This window comes from Rhizobium sp. PK7-22 (assembly GCF_056530405.1).
This window is the reverse complement of record NZ_CP096514.1, coordinates 2,244,072-2,262,044: the sequence shown is the minus strand read 5'-3', so window position 1 is coordinate 2,262,044 and position 17,973 is coordinate 2,244,072. Positions and strand designations below refer to the sequence as shown.

The window sequence follows — 17,973 nt, the reverse complement described above, 5'->3', positions numbered from 1 at the left end:
TCGGACCACACGAGCAACCGGATCATCATTTTGAACGCCAGTCTCCTCCGGCCGGCCATCTATATCGCGGCGCTCTGTGGCCTCTATCTGGCAACGGCCATGTTCCTGCCGGCGATGATGGATCTCTATTACGGGCACGACGACTGGCAGGTGTTTGCCCTCTCGGCCTTCATGGTCGGCGGCATCTCGCTGATGACGGCACTTGCCACCCGCGGCGCACCACCGGTGTTTACCAAGCGGCTCGGCTTCCTGCTCGTCAACCTGCTCTGGGTGATCTTCTCGCTGGTGGGCGCAATCCCGCTCTATCTTGCCGATCACGATCTGAGCTTTGCCCAGTCGATCTTCGAATCGATCTCGGCGATCACCACCACCGGCTCCACGGTTCTCGTCGGCCTCGACGATATGCCCCCCGGCATCCTGCTCTGGCGCTCGCTGCTGCAATGGCTCGGCGGCATCGGCATCGTGGCGCTCGGCCTCTTCGTCCTGCCCTTTCTGCGCGTCGGCGGCATGTCCTTCTTCAAGCTGGAATCCTCCGACACCAGCGACAAGCCGTTTGCGCGGCTGGCGAGCTTCACTCGCGCCTTCATCGGCATCTATGTCGGCATCACGCTGGTCTGCGCCATCTGCTACGCCTGGGCGGGCATGAACCGCTTCGACGCGCTGAACCACGCGCTGACGACGGTCGCCACCGGCGGCTTTTCCACCCACGACGCATCGTTCGGCTATTTCAACAGCATTCCGCTGCTCTGGATCTCGACAATATTCATGACGATCTGCAGCCTGCCCTTCTCGCTCCTGATCATCTTCGTGGTCCGGCGCCGGCTCGATTCGCTGCGCGACCCGCAGATCATCGTGTTCGTGGGCTATCTCTTCGTCTTCTCGGTGGCGCTCGGCGTCTATCACCACCTGAACAACGACGTGGGCCTCGGCACGGCGCTGGCGCATTCCTTCCACAACATCTCGTCGATCCTCTCGACCACCGGCTATGCCAGCACCGACTATACCGCCTGGGGGCCGTTTGCCGTCGCGCTCGCCTTCTTCGCCACCTTCATGGGCGGCTGCACCGGCTCCACCGCCGGCGGCATCAAGGCCTATCGCTTCGTGGTGCTCTTCAACATCGTCGGCACCGGCCTGAAGCGGCTCGTCTATCCGAACGCCGTCTATTCGGTGCGCTACGGGAAATCAGTGATCGAGCCCGAGGCGCAGCGCGGCATCTTCCTGTTCGTGGCGCTCTACATCTTCCTGTGGGCGGTCGGCAGCCTTGCCATGACGCTGCTCGGCTATGATTTCCTGACCTCGGCCTCCTCGGTCATCACCGCACTGTCGAACGTGGGCCCCGGCATCGGCGACATCGTCGGCCCGGCCGGCAATTTCTCCACCATCAGCGACCCTGCCCTCTATCTCCTGTCGGTGATGATGCTTGCCGGCCGCCTGGAGATCCTGACGGTGCTCGTCCTGCTGACCCCGCTCTTCTGGCGCCAGTAGCGCGGCTGCCGAGCGTGCGGTCGTGGTGCTGGTGCGGACGGCGGGGCTCGAACCCGCATGACCGAAGCCGAGGGATTTTAAGTCCCTTGCGTCTACCAGTTTCGCCACGTCCGCATCGGTGTTTCAGTAGCGGCCAAGGGGAGGAAATGGAAGGGCCGCAGGCAACGAATTCCGGATGCCTGTGCAGACGCGCGGCGAGGAGTACGCCCCCCTCCCTCACCGCATGAAGTGAATATGCGGGCGCGCGTGATAGGGCGAGGTCTCGATCCTGGCGTCGACGCGGAAGACGGTCTTCAGAAGCTCTTCTGTCAAGACCTCGGCCGGCGCACCGGCGGTGAGGATACGGCCCTCCTGCATGACGATCAGCTGGTCGCAGAACATCGCCGCGTGGTTCAGGTCGTGCAGCGCGATGATGCTGGTGACCGAAAGGCTCGATATCAGGCGCATCAGGCTGATCTGGTGCTGGATGTCGAGGTGGTTGGTCGGCTCGTCGAGGATGAGCTCCTGCGGCGCCTGCGCCAGAGCGCGTGCAATATGCGTGCGCTGCCGTTCGCCGCCCGAGAGGCTTTGCCAGGGGTCGTTGCGCTTCTGCGTCATGCCGGCACGCTCCAGCGCCTCGGCCACGGCCGCGTCGTCGGCAAGCGTCCAGCCGGAAAACATCGAGCGGTGCGGAAAGCGGCCGAGCTTCACCACGTCGACGACCCTCAGGCTCGCATTGGTGGTCGCATGCTGCTCCACGAAGGCGACACGACGGGCAATCTGGCGGCGGTCGATGCCTTTCAGGTCCTCGCCGTCGAGCGTGATGCTGCCGGCCTGCGGGCGCTTCAGTCCGGCGAGCAGGCGCAGCAGCGAGGTCTTGCCGGAGCCGTTGGGGCCGAGAAGCCCGAGCATAAGGCCCGGCTTCACCTCCAGCGAGACGCCGTCGATGATCGTCTTCTTGCCGATCTTCCAGACAAGGTTTTCCGCCCTGATGCTCATGACGCGCGCTGGAACCGATAGAGGATGATGGAAAAGACAGGCACGCCGACGAGCGCCGTCACGACTCCGATCGGCAGCACCTGCTGCGGAATGAGGGCGCGGGAGGCGATGTCGGCGAGCACCATGAAGATGGCGCCGAAGACGGCACAGGCGGGCAGCAGCCGCACATGCAGCGGGCCAACGACGAAGCGCGCCGCATGCGGCACGACGAGGCCGACGAAGCCGATGGTGCCGACCATGCTGACGATAGTCGCCGTCATCACCGCCATCAGCGCAAAGAGCGCGATGCGGGTGCGGCCGACATCGACGCCGAGGGCGGCCGCCGATTCGTCGCCGAAGGCGAAGGTGTCGAGCACCCGGGCATAGAAGAGACAGATGACGAGCCCTAACCCGACGACGACGGAGACCAGCGCGAATTCCGGCCAGCGCACGCCGCCGAAGCTGCCGAGCAGCCAGAACATCACGTCGCGCGCCTGCTGGGCGTTGCCGGAGGTGGTGACCACATAGGAAGTCGCGGCGTTGAAGAGCTGCGAGGCGGCAACGCCGGCAAGGATCGTGCGGTCCGCCCCGCCGCGCGTGCCGTTGGAGAGCAGCGCCACGAAGAGGAAAGCCGCGAAGGCGCCGGCAAAGGCGCCCATGGAAAGCGTCACCGCGCCGGCCCCGAGGCCGAGGATGACGATCGCCACCGCGCCGGTGGAGGCGCCGGCGGAGATGCCCAGCACATAGGGTTCGGCCAGCGGGTTGCGGAGCAGCGACTGCATGATCGCGCCCGACAAGGCCAGGCCCGCACCGCAGCACGAAGCGACCAGCGCCCGGCTCAACCGATAGTCCCAGATCACCGTCTCGTGGATCCGGTTCAGCTCGACAGACGTCCAGCCGAGGCGGTTGGTGACGGCGGCAAAGGTCGTCGACAGCGGGATCGGCAGGTCGCCGATCCCGACGCTGATGCCGATGACGACGGCGATCAGCGCAAGGGACGCCAGGATAGACGTCCCGAGGACCAGCAGGCCCCGTATGGAACGTCCCGTCTCTGTCACTTCAGGAGACCGAGCGCCTTCATCTGCTCGGCCACCTGTTCGGCGCCGTAGATCGTGCGGATCGTCGGGTTCATCGCCTGGCCGTCCATCACGACGATCGCCTTGTTCTTCACCGCGGCGATCTGGCTAACGGCCGGATCGCTGTTGAGGAACGCGATCTTGGCTTCGGGCTTGTCGAGTTCCCAGCGGTTGCGGTCGAGGTCGGCGACGACGATGACGTCGGGATCGGCAGCGATGATGCTTTCCCAGCCGAGCGTCGGCCATTCCGCTTCCGTGTCGATGGCGTTCTTGCCGCCCAGCACGTCGGCGACGAAGCCGGAGGCGCCGTTCTTGCCGCCGAGATAGGCGTCGGCCGTGGGTGCGGGGCTGGAGAACCAGAAGAGGTAGGAGAGTGGCTCGCCATCGGTGGAAACGCCGGCGCGAAGCGCCGCCTCACGGGCCTTGAAGTCAGAGATCAATGCCTGGCCGCGATTGGCGACGTCGAAGATCTGGGAGAGCTCCTCGATCTCCTGATAGAGCAGGTCCATGTTCCACAGTTCCTTGCGGCTGCCGTACTGGTCCTTGACCTCTTCGGTGCTGAGGCAGGTGCTGGGCGAGAGGTAGGTCGGAATCGCCAGCCGCTCGAAATCGTCGCGCTTGGCGACCTTGCTGGTCGGCCCGATCAGGCTCGGCAACGCGGCGGCGACGAAGTCCGGTTGCTGCGCCAGGATCGATTCGAAGGTCGGAAACTCCACCGTCAGCAGCGTCACCTTGGCATTGGCCTCGGCAAGCTGCGGCAGCACCTGGCTCGGCCAGAAGGCTGTGCCAACCATCTTGTCCTCGAGGCCGAGCAGCAGCATGATTTCGGCACTGTTCTGGCCAAGGCCAACGGCACGCTCCGGCGCCTTCGCGTAAGTGACCTTAGCGCCGCAATTGTCGAGGGTCAGCGGATAGCTCGTCGGCGCGGCCGAGGCAGGCGCCACGGACAGCCCGAGCGTGATGCAAAGGCTGGAGATGGCGACAATCGAGTTCAGTGCGGTCACGAGCAAATTCCTTATATCGTCCTTGGAAGGCCAAGGGGAAATGACGGTTGCCGTATAACCCTCCTGCCGCGACAAAAACAAGAGCGCGATAGTCATATTATGTACTGGAGGATTCGCGCGAAATGCTTTGAGAACCTCCAAACCGCAAGCAGGCGGTGCCGCGCGGGAAGGCTCCAGTTCCACCCATCTCCGTTTCATTGAGTGATCACAGTGCTTTCGCCAGTTTCGGGCAATGTTCCGGGCGTCAGTTGGCGCATCAATTTTGGAGCAATGACAATGACATTTGCAGCTACGGCATTGGCTGACGATGACGCACCCGTCTTCGCGGACGACATACAACGCAACGCCTGGGCAATTGCTGCCCGACATCTGACGTCTGGCCAAAAGGATGTCACGAAAATGATTGCCGACGGGATCCAGCAGGAACGGAGGCGCTGCGTCGAATTGGTACACGCTGCGCTGGGGCCAGACGACAGTATCGCCATCTTCGTCGGCAATCCGAACACCGACTGGTAGCTTGCAGGCATTCTTCCGGCACGCAGGAACCATGGGCTTCGCCCGCGGTTTGTGCTGCGTTCAAAACGGGAGAAATACCACATGAACAAGTTTACCCTTACCGCGGCGGCCACCCTGATGATGGTCTCGGGCTCTGCCCTTGCGCAATCGGCTGCGGAGACCTCTGGCGTCAATTCGCTCGCGGGTGTCCCACCGAAGACTGAGGACTTCGTCCTTGAGGCCGCCTCCAGCGATATGTTTGAAATCGAATCGAGCAAGCTTGCCCTGGAGCGCGCGGGCGACGACGAGACAAAGGCATTCGCGCAGCAGATGATCGAGGACCACCAGAAGACCTCAAGCGAGTTGAAGCAGCTCGTCGAAGGTGGCAGTGTCCAGGCGCAGATCCCGACACAGATGACCGAAATGCATCAGGGAATGCTGGACGACCTCACGGAACTCCAGGGTGAGGAATTCACCGAGGAATATCACTCGGCGCAGGAAGATGCGCATGAAGCTGCGGTTGATCTGTACGAACGCTATGGGTCCGAAGGAGATAACGCCGAGCTGAAGGCCTTTGCTGCCAAGACCTTGCCGGCGCTCGAGCACCACTTGCAGATGGCCGAGCAACTCGATCAGGATTGACCGACCCTCGTCATACGAGATCCGCTCTCTGAAGAAGTCCCGCCGGCGACGGCGGGACTTCTGCTTTAGGGTGAGGTTGGCGATGTCGGCAAGCGCCGGCGATCCGACCCACCCTGACGTTCGAAATTGTTCCAACCGTACCAGAAGAGCCGCAACTGCACTCGCCGCGCCGCAAGCTGCATGTAAGGTAGCCGTGCCCGATTGAGAAAGCCGGGCTTTTTCCCCTTATTGCCCTGTCTCGCGACAGGGCTTTTTTTTTCCTCCATACGCCGGTCCGGTACGGCGCTGTGAAGCGTTAGCTGCTGGTCAACCAGAAAACACGGCCGATCTCGACTTGCCGGCTTTCGATGCCATCTTCCATGGGTCGCGTGGCAGTCTACGCGGCCGGGAGCCCCGGCGCACTCCCCTGCCCCAAGCCGGGGCTCCCGTCAGGTACGATCACGGGTTTCTTCTGATGCGGTCCAGCCGTATCGACCAGTGCTGGTGTCGACACAAAAAAACGCGGCCCGGGAGCCGCGTTTTGTCCATCGGTTCGAGTGATCAGGCCGAGAGCTTGGCCGCCAGCTTCGCCACATAGCCGCCCTGGTAGCGGGCACCGTCGAGCTCCACGGCCGAAGGCTGGCGGGAGCCGTCGCCGTCGGTGATGGTGCTGGCGCCATACGGTGAGCCACCCTTGACTTCTTCCACGCCCGTCTGCCCCTGGAAGGCATAGGGAAGCCCGGCCACGACCATGCCCTGGTGCAGGAAGCTCGGGATAAAGCTGAGGATCGTCGATTCCTGGCCGCCATGCTGGGTGGCCGTGGAGGTGAAGGCAGAGCCGAGCTTGCCGACGAGCTTGCCTTCTGCCCAGAGACCACCCGTCTGATCCCAGAAATTGCGCATCTGCGAGGCCATGGTCCCGAAACGCGTGCCGGCACCGACGATGATCGCATCGTAATCGGCAAGCTCGGCCACGGACGCGATCGGCGCTTCCTGGTCCATCTTGTAGTAGGAAGCCTTGGCGACCTCCTCAGGAACCAGTTCCGGCACCCGCTTGATGGTAACGTCGGCACCGGCAGAACGGGCGCCTTCCACAACGGCCTTGGCCATCGTTTCGATGTGCCCGTAGGCGGAATAGTAGAGAACCAGTACCTTGGCCATGCTTCGTCTCCGTTCAGGGTTGGTTTTGCAGATGTGGTGATGAGTCTAGCCTGTTCACGCCGGGTCAGCAGCCCCTGCGCCGGTCGACGCAGTGTTCGTATTTAGAAGACGAACCCGGTTGATCCGTCTTCAGTTCCGAAACGAAGAAGATTCTCACCGCCGCACGACAGCCTCTTCTGCCCGACACCAATTGGGCTTAGGACTGTCAGACCCCTTGCAGAACATCAGGACAAGCCATGTCACAGAGTCCCTCCACTGTCGTCGCCGCAGCCATGCTCGCCATCGGTGACGAACTTCTTTCCGGCCGCACCAAGGACAAGAACATAGGCCACCTCGCCGACGTGCTGACGCTGGCCGGCATCGACCTGAAGGAGGTCCGCATCGTCTCCGACGAGGAGGAGGCGATCGTAGAGGCGCTGAATGCGCTGCGGGGCCGCTACGACTACGTCTTTACGTCGGGCGGGATCGGCCCCACCCATGACGACATCACGGCCGATTCGATCTCCAGGGCCTTCGGGCTGCCTTGCGTCCACGACCCCGATGCCATGCAGTTGCTTGCGGACATGTACCAGCGCCGCGAGATGGAGTTCACCGAGGCGCGGCAGCGGATGGCGCGCATGCCTGAGGGTGCCAGGCACATCGCCAACCCGGTTTCCACGGCGCCCGGCTTCATCGTCGAAAACGTCTATGTCATGGCCGGGGTGCCGCAGGTTTTCCAGGCAATGCTCGACAATGTGCTGCCGGAACTGCGAACGGGGTCGAAGATGCTGTCGCGTGCCATCGCCTGCCCCTTCGGCGAAGGCGACATCGGCACCCCGCTGGCGGCAATCCAGAAGGCGCATCCGCAGACCAGCATCGGCTCCTACCCGAAGTATGACGGCAAGCGGTTCTCGACCGAAATCGTCGTCCGGGCCCGGGAGCAGGCGGAAATCGACGCTGCGGCAGCCGATGTGCAGCAGATGGTACGGGATCTGGAGCAGAAACACCTTCCGTCGAACGGCTCTGCGGATGCCTGATGCGTCGTCAGCCGGTGGACCAGCGCCCACCGGTTGACCAATATCAAGGAAGGCGCGAGGCTATGGGGCCAGGTTGGTAGAGACGACGGGCATCCGTTCAGGGGAGAGACCATGACCTACAAGACGATCGTTGCCATTCTCGACACGCCGGCGCATGCGGCGCAGATCACCGATTTCGCCTTGTCGGTGGCCGCTGGCTTTGACGCGCATGTGCTTGCCGTGCATGCCGAGACGCTGGCATCCGTGCCGCTGATCGCGCCGATGGAAATTCCCGATCCGGCCGCCATCGAGGCGCTGCAGGCGATGGCGCGGCGGGAAACGGCCGATGTAGAGAAGATCTTCCGGGAGCAGGCCGCCCGCGACACTGTCCCATCCGACTGGCGCAGCTTCGTGTCCCCCGCGGGCTATGCCGCTTCCTCCGTCATGGAAACCATTCGCGCTGCGGATCTGGTGATTGCAAGCCAGGGCGAATCGGCCAGCGACAGCCGCTCCGAGATTGCAAGCCTGCTCTTTGACAGCGGCCGGCCCGTCCTGCTTGTGCCCTATATCATGACGGTGCCAAAGCCGATCCAGCGTGTGATGATTGCCTGGAACGGATCCCGCGAAGCGACCCGCGCCACCTTCGATGCCCTGCCACTCCTGAAGAAGGCCGAGAGCGTCGAGATCTTCTGCGTCGATCCGCCGGAGAGGCCGAATCAGCTTGCCGACATGGCCGGCGTCGAGCTTGCCGCAGCCCTTGCCCGCCACGGTGTCAACGTCACCCTCACCACCCAGGAAGGCGGCGGCGTGTCGGCGGCGGACGCCATCGAAAACCGGCTTTCCGACAACAGTGTCGACCTTCTTGTCATGGGCGCCTATGGCACCTCGCGCTGGTGGGAAATGCTGTTTGGCGGCGTCACCCGCAGCCTGCTCGAATCGATGACCGCCCTGTCGCTGATGTCGCGCTAGCCACCGCTGCCGACAGTCTTGCCTTCGGCTCGGTTTCCCGGCTAAGAGCGAGCGCACATCCTGTGCTCTCGCAAATGGCCCGCTCATGTCTCTTCCAGAAAAAGCCTTTCCTCTCTCGTGGGATCAATTCCATCGCGATGCGCGGGCGCTCGCCTGGCGCCTGGCCGGGCTTGGCCAGGAGTTTCGCGCCATCGTCTGCATCACCCGCGGCGGCCTTGTGCCGGCTGCCATCATCTCGCGCGAGCTCAACATCCGGCTGATCGAGACGGTGTGCATCGCCTCCTACCACGACTACGTCAACCAGGGCGAAATGAACCTGCTGAAGGGCGTGACACCGGAGCTTTCGGCGAACGGCGGCGAAGGCGTGCTGGTCGTCGACGACCTGACCGATACGGGCAAGACCGCCTCGGAAGTGCGCGGCATGTTGCCGAAGGCGCATTTTGCCTGCGTCTATGCCAAGCCGTCGGGCGTGCCGATGATCGATACCTTCGTCACCGAGGTCAGCCAGGACACCTGGATCTATTTCCCCTGGGACATGGGCTTTGCCTATCAGGAGCCGATCGCCAAGGGCCCCAAGGGCTGACCTGCGGGTGACAACGGCGGCGCGGCGGTTGGATGTCTTCTGCCGCGCAAGGGGATCGCGCTGAACGGATTCCGTTGGCGAACCAATCTGCAACACCTGTTTTTTGATATGGACCGCCGTCTTCCGACGGCTGTGGACGAGCGGGGGTCGGACGCCGCTTTTGCGGCAATCTCTCCCCGCAAGCGCCTGACTTATCTGATTCTTTTCGCTGTCCCCGTTTTCCACAGGGTACCGACACAATATCTTGTGGTTAAAAAACTATGGCGATCTACGGCTTGACGAATCTGATGGCTGGGAGGAGATTGGCCGACGTGTTGCAGCGGCGGCGGAACCAGAGCTAACGAGGCTGGTTCTTTCTTCGAGTTCAGACGGGAATGACGGCGGCGGGTGGCTTGAAGAGCCGGCCGGCCAAGTGCTTTTCCTTGTCTTTTTTTGATCTGCCAAAAGCGCATCCAGCGCTGGTAAAAAGAGGCCGTTAACGCTATATTTAGTGTTGCAGCCGACCATCAACACAAGATACAGGTTGGACATCCCGGATGATTCACCTGGACCACATGATTTCCCCGGCTGCCCGTCATGGCGAGCCGCCGGGACGGATATTTGCGCCCCGGAACGGGCCACAGACGAGGGACACAAGGCAATGCGGATCGAACGTCGTTTCACCAAGCCCGGCCAGGGCGCCTATGCGGACATCCCTTTCCGAAAGGGGGTCAGCGAGATCCGCAACCCGGATGGCTCGATCGTCTTCCGGCTGGCCGATATCAACGTTCCGGCCCAGTTCTCGCAGGTGGCGACCGACGTTCTGGCGCAGAAGTATTTCCGCAAGGCCGGCGTGCCGGCGCGGCTGAAGAAGGTCGAGGAGAACGACGTCCCTTCGTTCCTCTGGCGCTCGGTTGCCGACGAGAAGGCGCTTGCCGCCCTGCCGGAAGACCAGCGCTACGGCTCCGAGACCGATGCCCGCCAGGTCTTCGACCGTCTTGCCGGCACCTGGACCTACTGGGGCTGGAAGGGCAAGTATTTCACCACTGAAGAAGACGCCGCCGCCTTCAAGGACGAGCTCGCCTACATGCTCGCCACCCAGCGCGTCGCGCCCAACAGCCCGCAGTGGTTCAACACCGGCCTGCACTGGGCCTATGGCATCGACGGCCCCGGCCAGGGCCATTTCTACGTCGACCCCTTCACCGGCAAGCTGACGAAGTCGAAGTCGTCCTACGAGCACCCGCAGCCGCATGCCTGCTTCATCCAGTCCGTCGGCGACGACCTCGTCAACGAGGGCGGCATCATGGATCTCTGGGTCCGTGAAGCGCGCCTCTTCAAGTATGGCTCCGGCACCGGCTCCAACTTCTCCTATCTGCGCGGCGAAGGCGAAAAGCTGTCGGGCGGCGGCAAGTCGTCGGGTCTGATGAGCTTCCTGAAGATCGGCGACCGGGCAGCCGGCGCTATCAAGTCGGGCGGCACGACGCGCCGCGCCGCCAAGATGGTGGTGGTCGATATCGACCATCCGGATATCGAGGAATACATCAACTGGAAGGTCAAGGAAGAGCAGAAGGTTGCAGCGCTCGTGACCGGCTCCAAGATCGTCGCCAAGCACCTGAAGGCGATCATGAAGGCCTGCGTCAACTGCGACGGCGACAACGACGCCTGCTACGACCCGAACCAGAACCCGGCGCTGAAGCGCGAGATCAAGGCCGCCAAGAAGGACCAGGTCCCGGAAAACTACGTCAAGCGCGTCATCCAGTTCGCCCGCCAGGGCTACAAGGACCTCGAGTTCAAGACCTATGACACCGACTGGGATTCGGAAGCCTATCTGACCGTGTCGGGCCAGAACTCCAACAATTCCGTTTCGCTGAAGGACGACTTCCTGCGCGCCGTCGAGAACGACGGCGAATGGAACCTGACTGCCCGCAAGGACGGCCGGGTGATGAAGACGCTGCAGGCGCGCGACCTCTGGGAACAGATTTCCTACGCCGCCTGGGCATCGGCCGATCCGGGCCTGCACTTCAACACGACGATGAACGACTGGCACACCTGCCCGGCTGCCGGCCCGATCCGCGCGTCGAACCCGTGCTCGGAATACATGTTCCTCGACGACACGGCCTGCAACCTGGCTTCGCTGAACCTCCTGCAGTTCAAGGATGCCGCCACCAAGCGCATCAACATCACCGACTACGAGCATGCGGTGCGCCTGTGGACCGTTGTCCTGGAAGTCTCCGTGATGATGGCGCAGTTCCCGTCCAAGGAAATCGCCGAACGCTCATACGAGTACCGGACGCTCGGCCTCGGCTATGCCAACATCGGCGGCCTGCTGATGTCGACCGGCATTCCCTATGATTCGACGGAAGGCCGCGCCATCGCCGGCTCGCTGACCGCCATCATGACCGGCGTTTCCTATGCGACCTCTGCCGAGATCGCCTCGGAACTCGGCCCCTTCCCCGGCTTTGCCCCGAACCGCGACAACATGCTGCGCGTCATGCGCAACCATCGCCGCGCGGCCTATGGTGAAGCGACCGGCTACGAAGGCCTGTCGGTGAACCCGGTGCCGCTGATCCATTCCGAAAACCCGGACCAGGATCTCGTCGTCCACGCCAAGGCTGCCTGGGACAAGGCGATCGCGCTTGGCGAACAGCACGGTTACCGCAACGCCCAGACGACCGTGATTGCGCCGACCGGCACGATCGGTCTCGTCATGGATTGCGACACGACCGGCATCGAGCCTGACTTTGCCCTCGTCAAGTTCAAGAAGCTTGCCGGCGGCGGCTACTTCAAGATCATCAACGGCGCCGTACCGGAAGCGCTGCGCACGCTCGGCTATTCCGAAAGCCAGCTGGCCGAGATCGAGGCCTATGCGGTCGGTCACGGCAACATCAACCAGGCGCCCGGCGTCAACCCCGGCTCGCTGAAGGCCAAGGGCTTCACCGACGAGAAGATCGAGGCGATCAACGGCGCCACCAAGGCGGCCTTCGACATCAAGTTCGTCTTCAACCAGTGGACACTCGGCGCCGACTTCCTGAAGGAGACGCTGAAGGTTTCCGACGAGCAGCTAGCCGACATGAGCTTCAACCTGCTCGAGCACATCGGTTTCTCCAGGAAGGAGATCGAGGCGGCCAACATCCACGTCTGCGGTGCGATGACGCTCGAAGGCGCGCCCTTCCTCAAGGACGAGCATCTCGCCGTCTTCGATTGCGCCAACCCCTGCGGCAAGATCGGCAAGCGCTACCTCTCGGTCGAAAGCCACATCCGCATGATGGCGGCTGCGCAGCCGTTCATCTCGGGTGCCATCTCCAAGACGATCAACATGCCCAATGAGGCGACCGTCGAGGATTGCGGCGCCGCCTACATGCTGTCCTGGAAGCTCGCGCTGAAGGCAAACGCCCTCTACCGTGACGGCTCGAAGCTGTCCCAGCCGCTCAACGCCTCGCTGATCGAGGACGAGGACGACGAGGATGATGCCGTCGACAACCTGATGCAGATGCCGGCAGCCGCTGCCGCCGTCACCGTATCGGAGCGGATCGTCGAGCGGATCGTCGAACGGCTGGTGCGCGAGCAGGAAAAGCTGCCGACCCGTCGAAAGGGCTATACCCAGAAGGCCAAGATCGGCGGTCACACCATCTTCCTGCGCACCGGCGAATATGACGACGGACGCCTCGGCGAAATCTTCCTCGACATGAACAAGGAAGGCTCGTCGCTCAGGGCGCTGATCAACAACTTCGCCATCTCGGTGTCGCTCGGCCTGCAATACGGCGTGCCGCTGGAGGAATATGTGGAGGCCTTCACCTTCACCAAGTTCGAGCCGGCTGGCATGGTCCAGGGCAATGACGCGATCAAGAACGCCACGTCGATCCTCGACTACGTGTTCCGCGAACTCGCCGTCTCCTATCTCGGCCGCAACGATCTTGCCCATGTCGACCAGTCGGACTTCTCGTCGACCACGCTGGGCAAGGGCTACAAGGAAGGCAAGACCAACCTGGTTTCGACCGGCTGGACGCGCGGCCACAAGCCTACGCTGGTCTCCGGCGGGATGTCGTCGAGCGAGCCCAAAGGGGCCGCGACTGCCGCCCCCGCCAAGGCCAGCCATGGCGGCAGCGTCACCTCCTTCTCGGGCTCGGCTGCCCGGAAGCTGGACGTGACCGCGGCGATCTCGACCTCCGAAGTCGTCTCCTTCAAGCGCGACTATGAGGAACGCGCCGCCGAACTGGCCGAAGAGGTTGTCTCCGAGATGTACGAGGAGCTTGCCACGGAAAGCCAGCAGGCCTCGACAGCCCTCTTCTCCGACAAGGCCGCCGACGACGCTGCTGCTGCCAAGGCAGAGGCCAAGAAGCTCGAGACCCAGCGCCGCATGCGCTCGATCGCCCAGGGCTACACGGGCAACATGTGCTCCGAGTGCCAGAACTTCACGATGGTGCGGAATGGGACGTGCGAGAAGTGCGACACGTGCGGTGCCACGAGCGGCTGCAGCTGATCGGGTAGCCGAGGAGCGGCCACAATGAACTTTGGAAAGCCCAGGGACCACATCCCTGGGCTTTCGCCGTCGAGGGACCAGGAAAACATAAAGGGATGCGCATGTGCGCAACTCCCAAAAACACCAAAGCCGAGACTTGCAGGTCTCGGCTTTGGATACCACGAACAAGCTGTCGCTCTCGTGGGGCAAAGAGAAGCTCTCCACCCTTTCGCAAGGTCACTGTACGGAGAGTCTTTCTTGGAGTCGAGTTGGGCGGCAGCATTCCTCCCATGCGCGCGACGCAGGAGACAATCTAATGACTGCCAGAAAGATATTAAGCGCCCACAAACTGATCGAGTACGCCTTTGCAATCCCACAAAGACGGGTGAAGATTATCGAGAATGCGCTTCAACCTCCAACGTTCATAATGGATACAATGTATCCGGACATCGAGCGCGCTACCGGACCTTATCTGGTATCTCAATGCACCGACCCGATCCGTCTAGAAAATCTCGATCAGCTTTATCAAACAAGGCTTGCCAAGATTTATCGAGAAAGAGAAGTACTCACTGATCATCACGAACAACGCCTGTTTAATGCAATGGACGCCATTTCCCATGTTCGGGATATGGACTGGGCGCTTCCTTCTAAGTGTAGTGTTGAACTTGCGCAGAGCATGCCAACAGGAATGGAGATTTGCGGTATTGAAGTTCGCATCAAGCCGTCGGTCCTGCTCAAAAGACGTGCGCCTGGCTTCAGAGATCCCTTTATTGGGGTGGTAAAGCCGTATTTTGGGAAAACGTCCCCGCTTCGCTCAGTTGATGATATGAGACGAGGAGTTCTATTCGCGACCCTATTGCACTGGTTCGCTGAATCCGCGCTGGACTTTCTCGGCACAGCAGACCCCAAAATGTGTTACGTCGCGGACGTGTTCGATGAAAAAACTCATTTTGCGGCGACGCGCTATAAGCAGCGCCGCAAGCAGATCGAAGCCCTAGCCTTGGAGATCTTCGACCGATGGGAACCAATTGCTGAGCGCTTAGAGGACAAGGCCTCGGCCCGCGGCTTGTCCACCAAATGATGTTATCGTCCGGCCATTCCCAGGGGATGGCCGGACAGCCATAGAGCATCGCGCGCTGAGCGCCGGGAATGTTAAGATGCCACCTGGAAAAGCCGATGAAACTGACTGGGCCCACCTCGACGCCATGACCGACGCGGAAGCGGAAGCCAATGCGCTGGCCGATCCCGACAATCCGCCGCTGACGCAAGCGCAGCTGCGCGCTGCGCCGCGCATGCCGCAGGTGAGAGTGATCCGGCGTGCGCTCGGTCTGACGCAGGAAGAATTCGCGCTCCGATACGAAATTCCGCTCGGTACGCTGCGTGATTGGGAACAGGGCCGGTCAGAGCCGGACCAGCCGGCGCGGGCCTATCTGAAAGTGATCGCCATCGATCCGGACGGAACAGCCAACGCACTGCGCAGAATGCCGGCCTGAGCCAGGGATACCACCCCTCTCCTACCGCACCGACCCCACCACCACGTCGCCGCGGCTTTCGATGCTCATCCAGCGGCCGGTATCGCGGGACGACTGGCGCTTGACGTAGACATAGCCGGTTTCGGTCCAGCGCCGGACCCTCGGGTCGAGATTGTCGAGGACGAAGTCACCGTCGGCGGTGCGCACCGTCAGGATCGCGTGCCCCTCGCCGTCCGGCTTGCGGACCACCGTGATCAGAAGATCGGACAGCGAAAAGCCTCTGGCTGCCAGTTCCCGGCGCTTCAGCAGGGCAAAGTCCTCGCAGTCGCCCTCGGTCACCGGATAGGTCCAGACCTCCTCGCGCCCGTAGATCAGCTTGTCGCGCTTGGGGGTGATGCGGGCGTTGACGGAGGCGTTGACGCGCTCGATCTCGGCCCATCTCTCCGCGGTGAGCTTGCCCGGCACGGCGGACGGAAGGCGCTGAGTGCACTCGCTCCGGTTCAGCTTGCAGAACTCGAAGTGCCCGATCGGCTGCGACGTAAGCTTGCCCACCACCATGCTCACGCCGGCACCGGACCCGGACGCCGCCACGCCCGGAAGGCACACCACCGCCGCAGCGGCAAGGACCGCCCTAAAAACGAGAGAAAGTTTCATCCGCCGTTCCCCTGATTCTTAACACAAATCTAAAGGAAGGATGACAGCCGGCGCAATTTACGAACTCTTACCCCTTATTTTCATGGTGACAGTCATCCCTTGGCTGGCGGCACAACAGTGGAGCCGGTGTCCAAACCTATGGTCGGCTCGCGCATCGAGCTCACGATAGGGCTTCATCCGGCCATCTTCTGGAAATTCGCACGGCTTGGGATACTTTGGCGCCGCCAGTCGTTGCTCTGCCAGAAACCCGGGAGTTCCCCATGAAGCCGTTCTACGTCCTGACGCTCACCGCCCTGCTCGCCGGCTGCACGACCGCGAGCCAGATCGAACCGATCCCCGGGAGCCTGATCTATGGCGGGCAGCCGGAAACGCGGCGCACCAAGGCGCCGATCGGAAGCACCGCCAACCATCGGTTCCGGGATCAGTTCGGCCAGGAATGGCAGGAGCGTTACATCATCACGCCGGACCGCTCGCTGCGGCTCGTCGACCGGCAGCGGATCGAATATCCGTTCGACTGAGCGCATGCACGACTGATCGGGCTGCCGAACAGAACGGCGAGACGGATTGGCGGGACCGGCACGACGTCGGTCCTTCCTGGCCTCAGGGGCCTTCCATGGAGTAGCCGGCACCGCGGACGGTGCGGATGACATCCTGCATGTTGGAGAAGTTGAGCGCCTTGCGCAGGCGCCCGACGTGGACGTCGACGGTGCGCTCATCCACGTAGATGTCATGGCCCCAGACGCCGTCGAGCAGTTGCGCGCGCGAATAGACGCGGCCCGGAGAGGTCATCAGGAATTCCAGCAGGCGAAACTCGGTCGGCCCCAGGCGCACTTCGCGGCTCTTGCGATGGACGCGGTGGGTCTCCCGGTCGAGTTCGATGTCGCCGCAGCGGAGCACCGCTGACAGCACCTCCGGCTTGGCGCGCCGCAGCATCGCCTTGACGCGGGCCATCAGCTCGGGCGTGGAAAAGGGCTTGACCACATAGTCGTCGGCACCGGTGGAGAGGCCGCGGATACGTTCGCTCTCCTCGCCGCGCGCCGTCAACATCAGGATCGGCAGGCGCTCAGTCTCGCGGCGCATGCGCAGCCGCCGGCAGAGCTCGATGCCGGAGACGCCGGGCAGCATCCAGTCCAGGATCAGGAGGTCCGGAACCCGCTCCTGAAGCCGCATTTCGGCCTCGTCGCCCTTGGTGACCGTCTCCACCTCATAGCCTTCGGCTTCGAGATTATAGCGAAGAAGCACACTCAGCGCTTCTTCGTCTTCCACCACCGTAATTCTTGGCTGCATGCCCGTCTCCGCCTGTCCTAATCGTCGCTCAGGATTGTGCTGAGCGTGTTGGACCGATCGTCCTTCGGGCGCTCGCCCTCGGGCTGCTCGCCCGTCGCCATGTAGTAGATGGTCTCGGCGATGTTGGTGGCATGGTCGCCGATGCGCTCAATGTTCTTCGCGCAGAACAAAAGATGCGTGCAGCTGGTGATGTTGCGCGGATCTTCCATCATGTAGGTGAGGAGTTCGCGAAACAGCGAGGTATAGATCGCGTCGATCTCCTCGTCACGCTGGCGAATGGCCTCGGCTTTTTCCACCGAACGGGTGACATAGACGTCGAGCACGTCCTTCAGCTGGATCAGCGCCAGTTCGGAGAGATGTTCCAGGCCGCGCGCCAGATTGCGCGGGATGCCGCTCTCCTGCACCGCTATGACGCGCTTGGCGGTATTCTTGCCAAGATCACCGACCCGCTCGAGATCGGCTGCAATGCGCAGCGACCCGATGACTTCGCGCAGGTCAGACGCCATCGGCTGGCGCTTGGCGATGGTGATGATCGCCTTTTCGCCGATTTCGCGCTCGGCGTTGTCGAGAATGACGTCGTCGGAAATCACCTTCTGGGCGAGAGCACCATCCGAGTTAACCAGCGCCCGAACGGCGTCGGCGCACATCTGCTCGGCAAGGCCGCCCATCTCCGAGATGCGGCGGGTCAGAAACTTCAGTTCTTCATCATAGGCCGATGTAATATGGATCGATGGCATTATCTGGTCCTCGCTAGCTTCGTGTCGGGCTGCCGAAAG

Annotated in this window: 17 protein-coding genes and 1 tRNA gene; 10 read left to right on the top strand and 8 right to left on the bottom strand. The window is 62.5% G+C overall.

What is annotated here, in order from left to right:
* Positions 1-30: 30 nt before the first annotated feature.
* On the top strand, positions 31-1,485 hold the full coding sequence (locus M1E10_RS15790; RefSeq protein WP_499173782.1) for a TrkH family potassium uptake protein: 1,455 nt from the start codon (positions 31-33) through the stop codon (positions 1,483-1,485).
* Positions 1,486-1,514: 29 nt separating this feature from the next.
* Here M1E10_RS15790 and M1E10_RS15785 read toward each other — a convergent pair.
* The 4 genes from M1E10_RS15785 to M1E10_RS15770 all read right to left on the bottom strand — a co-directional run bounded on the left by M1E10_RS15785 (position 1,515) and on the right by M1E10_RS15770 (position 4,522).
* Positions 1,515-1,599: transfer RNA gene (locus M1E10_RS15785), tRNA-Leu, on the bottom strand.
* A gap of 102 nt (positions 1,600-1,701) precedes the next feature.
* Positions 1,702-2,463 carry an ABC transporter ATP-binding protein gene (locus tag M1E10_RS15780; RefSeq protein ID WP_499173781.1) on the bottom strand — a complete coding sequence of 254 codons (762 nt, stop codon included), beginning with the start codon at positions 2,461-2,463 and terminating at the stop codon, positions 1,702-1,704.
* Complete coding sequence (locus tag M1E10_RS15775) at positions 2,460-3,500, bottom strand: FecCD family ABC transporter permease (protein ID WP_499173780.1); 1,041 nt, start codon at positions 3,498-3,500, stop codon at positions 2,460-2,462. The genes M1E10_RS15780 and M1E10_RS15775 overlap by 4 nt, the downstream gene beginning before the upstream one ends.
* The gene (locus tag M1E10_RS15770; RefSeq protein ID WP_499173779.1) at positions 3,497-4,522 is read right to left on the bottom strand and encodes a TroA family protein; all 1,026 of its coding nucleotides are present in this window, start codon (positions 4,520-4,522) and stop codon (positions 3,497-3,499) included. Before M1E10_RS15770 ends, M1E10_RS15775 begins: the two co-directional genes overlap by 4 nt.
* A 276-nt stretch (positions 4,523-4,798) precedes the next feature.
* Between M1E10_RS15770 and M1E10_RS15765 the strand changes: the two genes are divergently transcribed.
* Both M1E10_RS15765 and M1E10_RS15760 read left to right on the top strand, forming a co-directional pair.
* Positions 4,799-5,038 carry a hypothetical protein gene (locus M1E10_RS15765; protein ID WP_499173778.1) on the top strand — a complete coding sequence of 80 codons (240 nt, stop codon included), beginning with the start codon at positions 4,799-4,801 and terminating at the stop codon, positions 5,036-5,038.
* 81 nt (positions 5,039-5,119) lie between these two features.
* Entirely contained in the window at positions 5,120-5,659 is a 540-nt protein-coding gene (locus M1E10_RS15760) for a DUF4142 domain-containing protein (protein WP_499173777.1), read from the top strand.
* A gap of 540 nt (positions 5,660-6,199) precedes the next feature.
* Here M1E10_RS15760 and wrbA read toward each other — a convergent pair.
* Positions 6,200-6,799, bottom strand: a complete 600-nt coding sequence (gene wrbA / locus M1E10_RS15755) for an NAD(P)H:quinone oxidoreductase (protein ID WP_499173776.1) — start codon at positions 6,797-6,799, stop codon at positions 6,200-6,202.
* A 236-nt stretch (positions 6,800-7,035) separates the two neighbouring features.
* Here wrbA and M1E10_RS15750 point away from each other — a divergent pair, with 236 nt between their 5' ends.
* From M1E10_RS15750 to M1E10_RS15725, 6 genes are all read left to right on the top strand, one after another.
* Complete coding sequence (locus M1E10_RS15750) at positions 7,036-7,815, top strand: competence/damage-inducible protein A (protein WP_499173775.1); 780 nt, start codon at positions 7,036-7,038, stop codon at positions 7,813-7,815.
* 111 nt (positions 7,816-7,926) lie between these two features.
* Positions 7,927-8,763 carry a universal stress protein gene (locus M1E10_RS15745; RefSeq protein ID WP_499173774.1) on the top strand — a complete coding sequence of 279 codons (837 nt, stop codon included), beginning with the start codon at positions 7,927-7,929 and terminating at the stop codon, positions 8,761-8,763.
* An 85-nt stretch (positions 8,764-8,848) separates the two neighbouring features.
* A complete protein-coding gene (gene gpt, locus M1E10_RS15740) occupies positions 8,849-9,346 on the top strand; it encodes a xanthine phosphoribosyltransferase (RefSeq protein ID WP_499173773.1) in 498 nt (165 codons plus the stop codon).
* 640 nt (positions 9,347-9,986) lie between these two features.
* A complete protein-coding gene (locus tag M1E10_RS15735) occupies positions 9,987-13,805 on the top strand; it encodes a vitamin B12-dependent ribonucleotide reductase (protein WP_499173772.1) in 3,819 nt (1,272 codons plus the stop codon).
* Positions 13,806-14,100: 295 nt separating this feature from the next.
* A complete protein-coding gene (locus tag M1E10_RS15730) occupies positions 14,101-14,865 on the top strand; it encodes a hypothetical protein (protein WP_499173771.1) in 765 nt (254 codons plus the stop codon).
* 76 nt (positions 14,866-14,941) lie between these two features.
* A complete protein-coding gene (locus tag M1E10_RS15725) occupies positions 14,942-15,277 on the top strand; it encodes a helix-turn-helix domain-containing protein (RefSeq protein WP_499173770.1) in 336 nt (111 codons plus the stop codon).
* 21 nt (positions 15,278-15,298) lie between these two features.
* Here M1E10_RS15725 and M1E10_RS15720 read toward each other — a convergent pair whose 3' ends face one another.
* The gene (locus M1E10_RS15720) at positions 15,299-15,910 is read right to left on the bottom strand and encodes a transglutaminase-like cysteine peptidase (protein ID WP_499173769.1); all 612 of its coding nucleotides are present in this window, start codon (positions 15,908-15,910) and stop codon (positions 15,299-15,301) included.
* Positions 15,911-16,170: 260 nt separating this feature from the next.
* Here M1E10_RS15720 and M1E10_RS15715 point away from each other — a divergent pair, with 260 nt between their 5' ends.
* Positions 16,171-16,428, top strand: a complete 258-nt coding sequence (locus tag M1E10_RS15715) for a hypothetical protein (protein ID WP_499173768.1) — start codon at positions 16,171-16,173, stop codon at positions 16,426-16,428.
* Between the two features lie 82 nt (positions 16,429-16,510).
* On the opposite strand, the gene phoB is transcribed toward M1E10_RS15715, so the two are convergent.
* Together phoB and phoU are read right to left on the bottom strand one after the other, a co-directional pair.
* A complete protein-coding gene (phoB, locus tag M1E10_RS15710; RefSeq protein ID WP_499173767.1) occupies positions 16,511-17,197 on the bottom strand; it encodes a response regulator in 687 nt (228 codons plus the stop codon).
* A gap of 17 nt (positions 17,198-17,214) precedes the next feature.
* Entirely contained in the window at positions 17,215-17,934 is a 720-nt protein-coding gene (gene phoU, locus M1E10_RS15705) for a phosphate signaling complex PhoU family protein (protein WP_499173766.1), read from the bottom strand.
* Between the last annotated feature and the right edge of the window lie 39 nt (positions 17,935-17,973).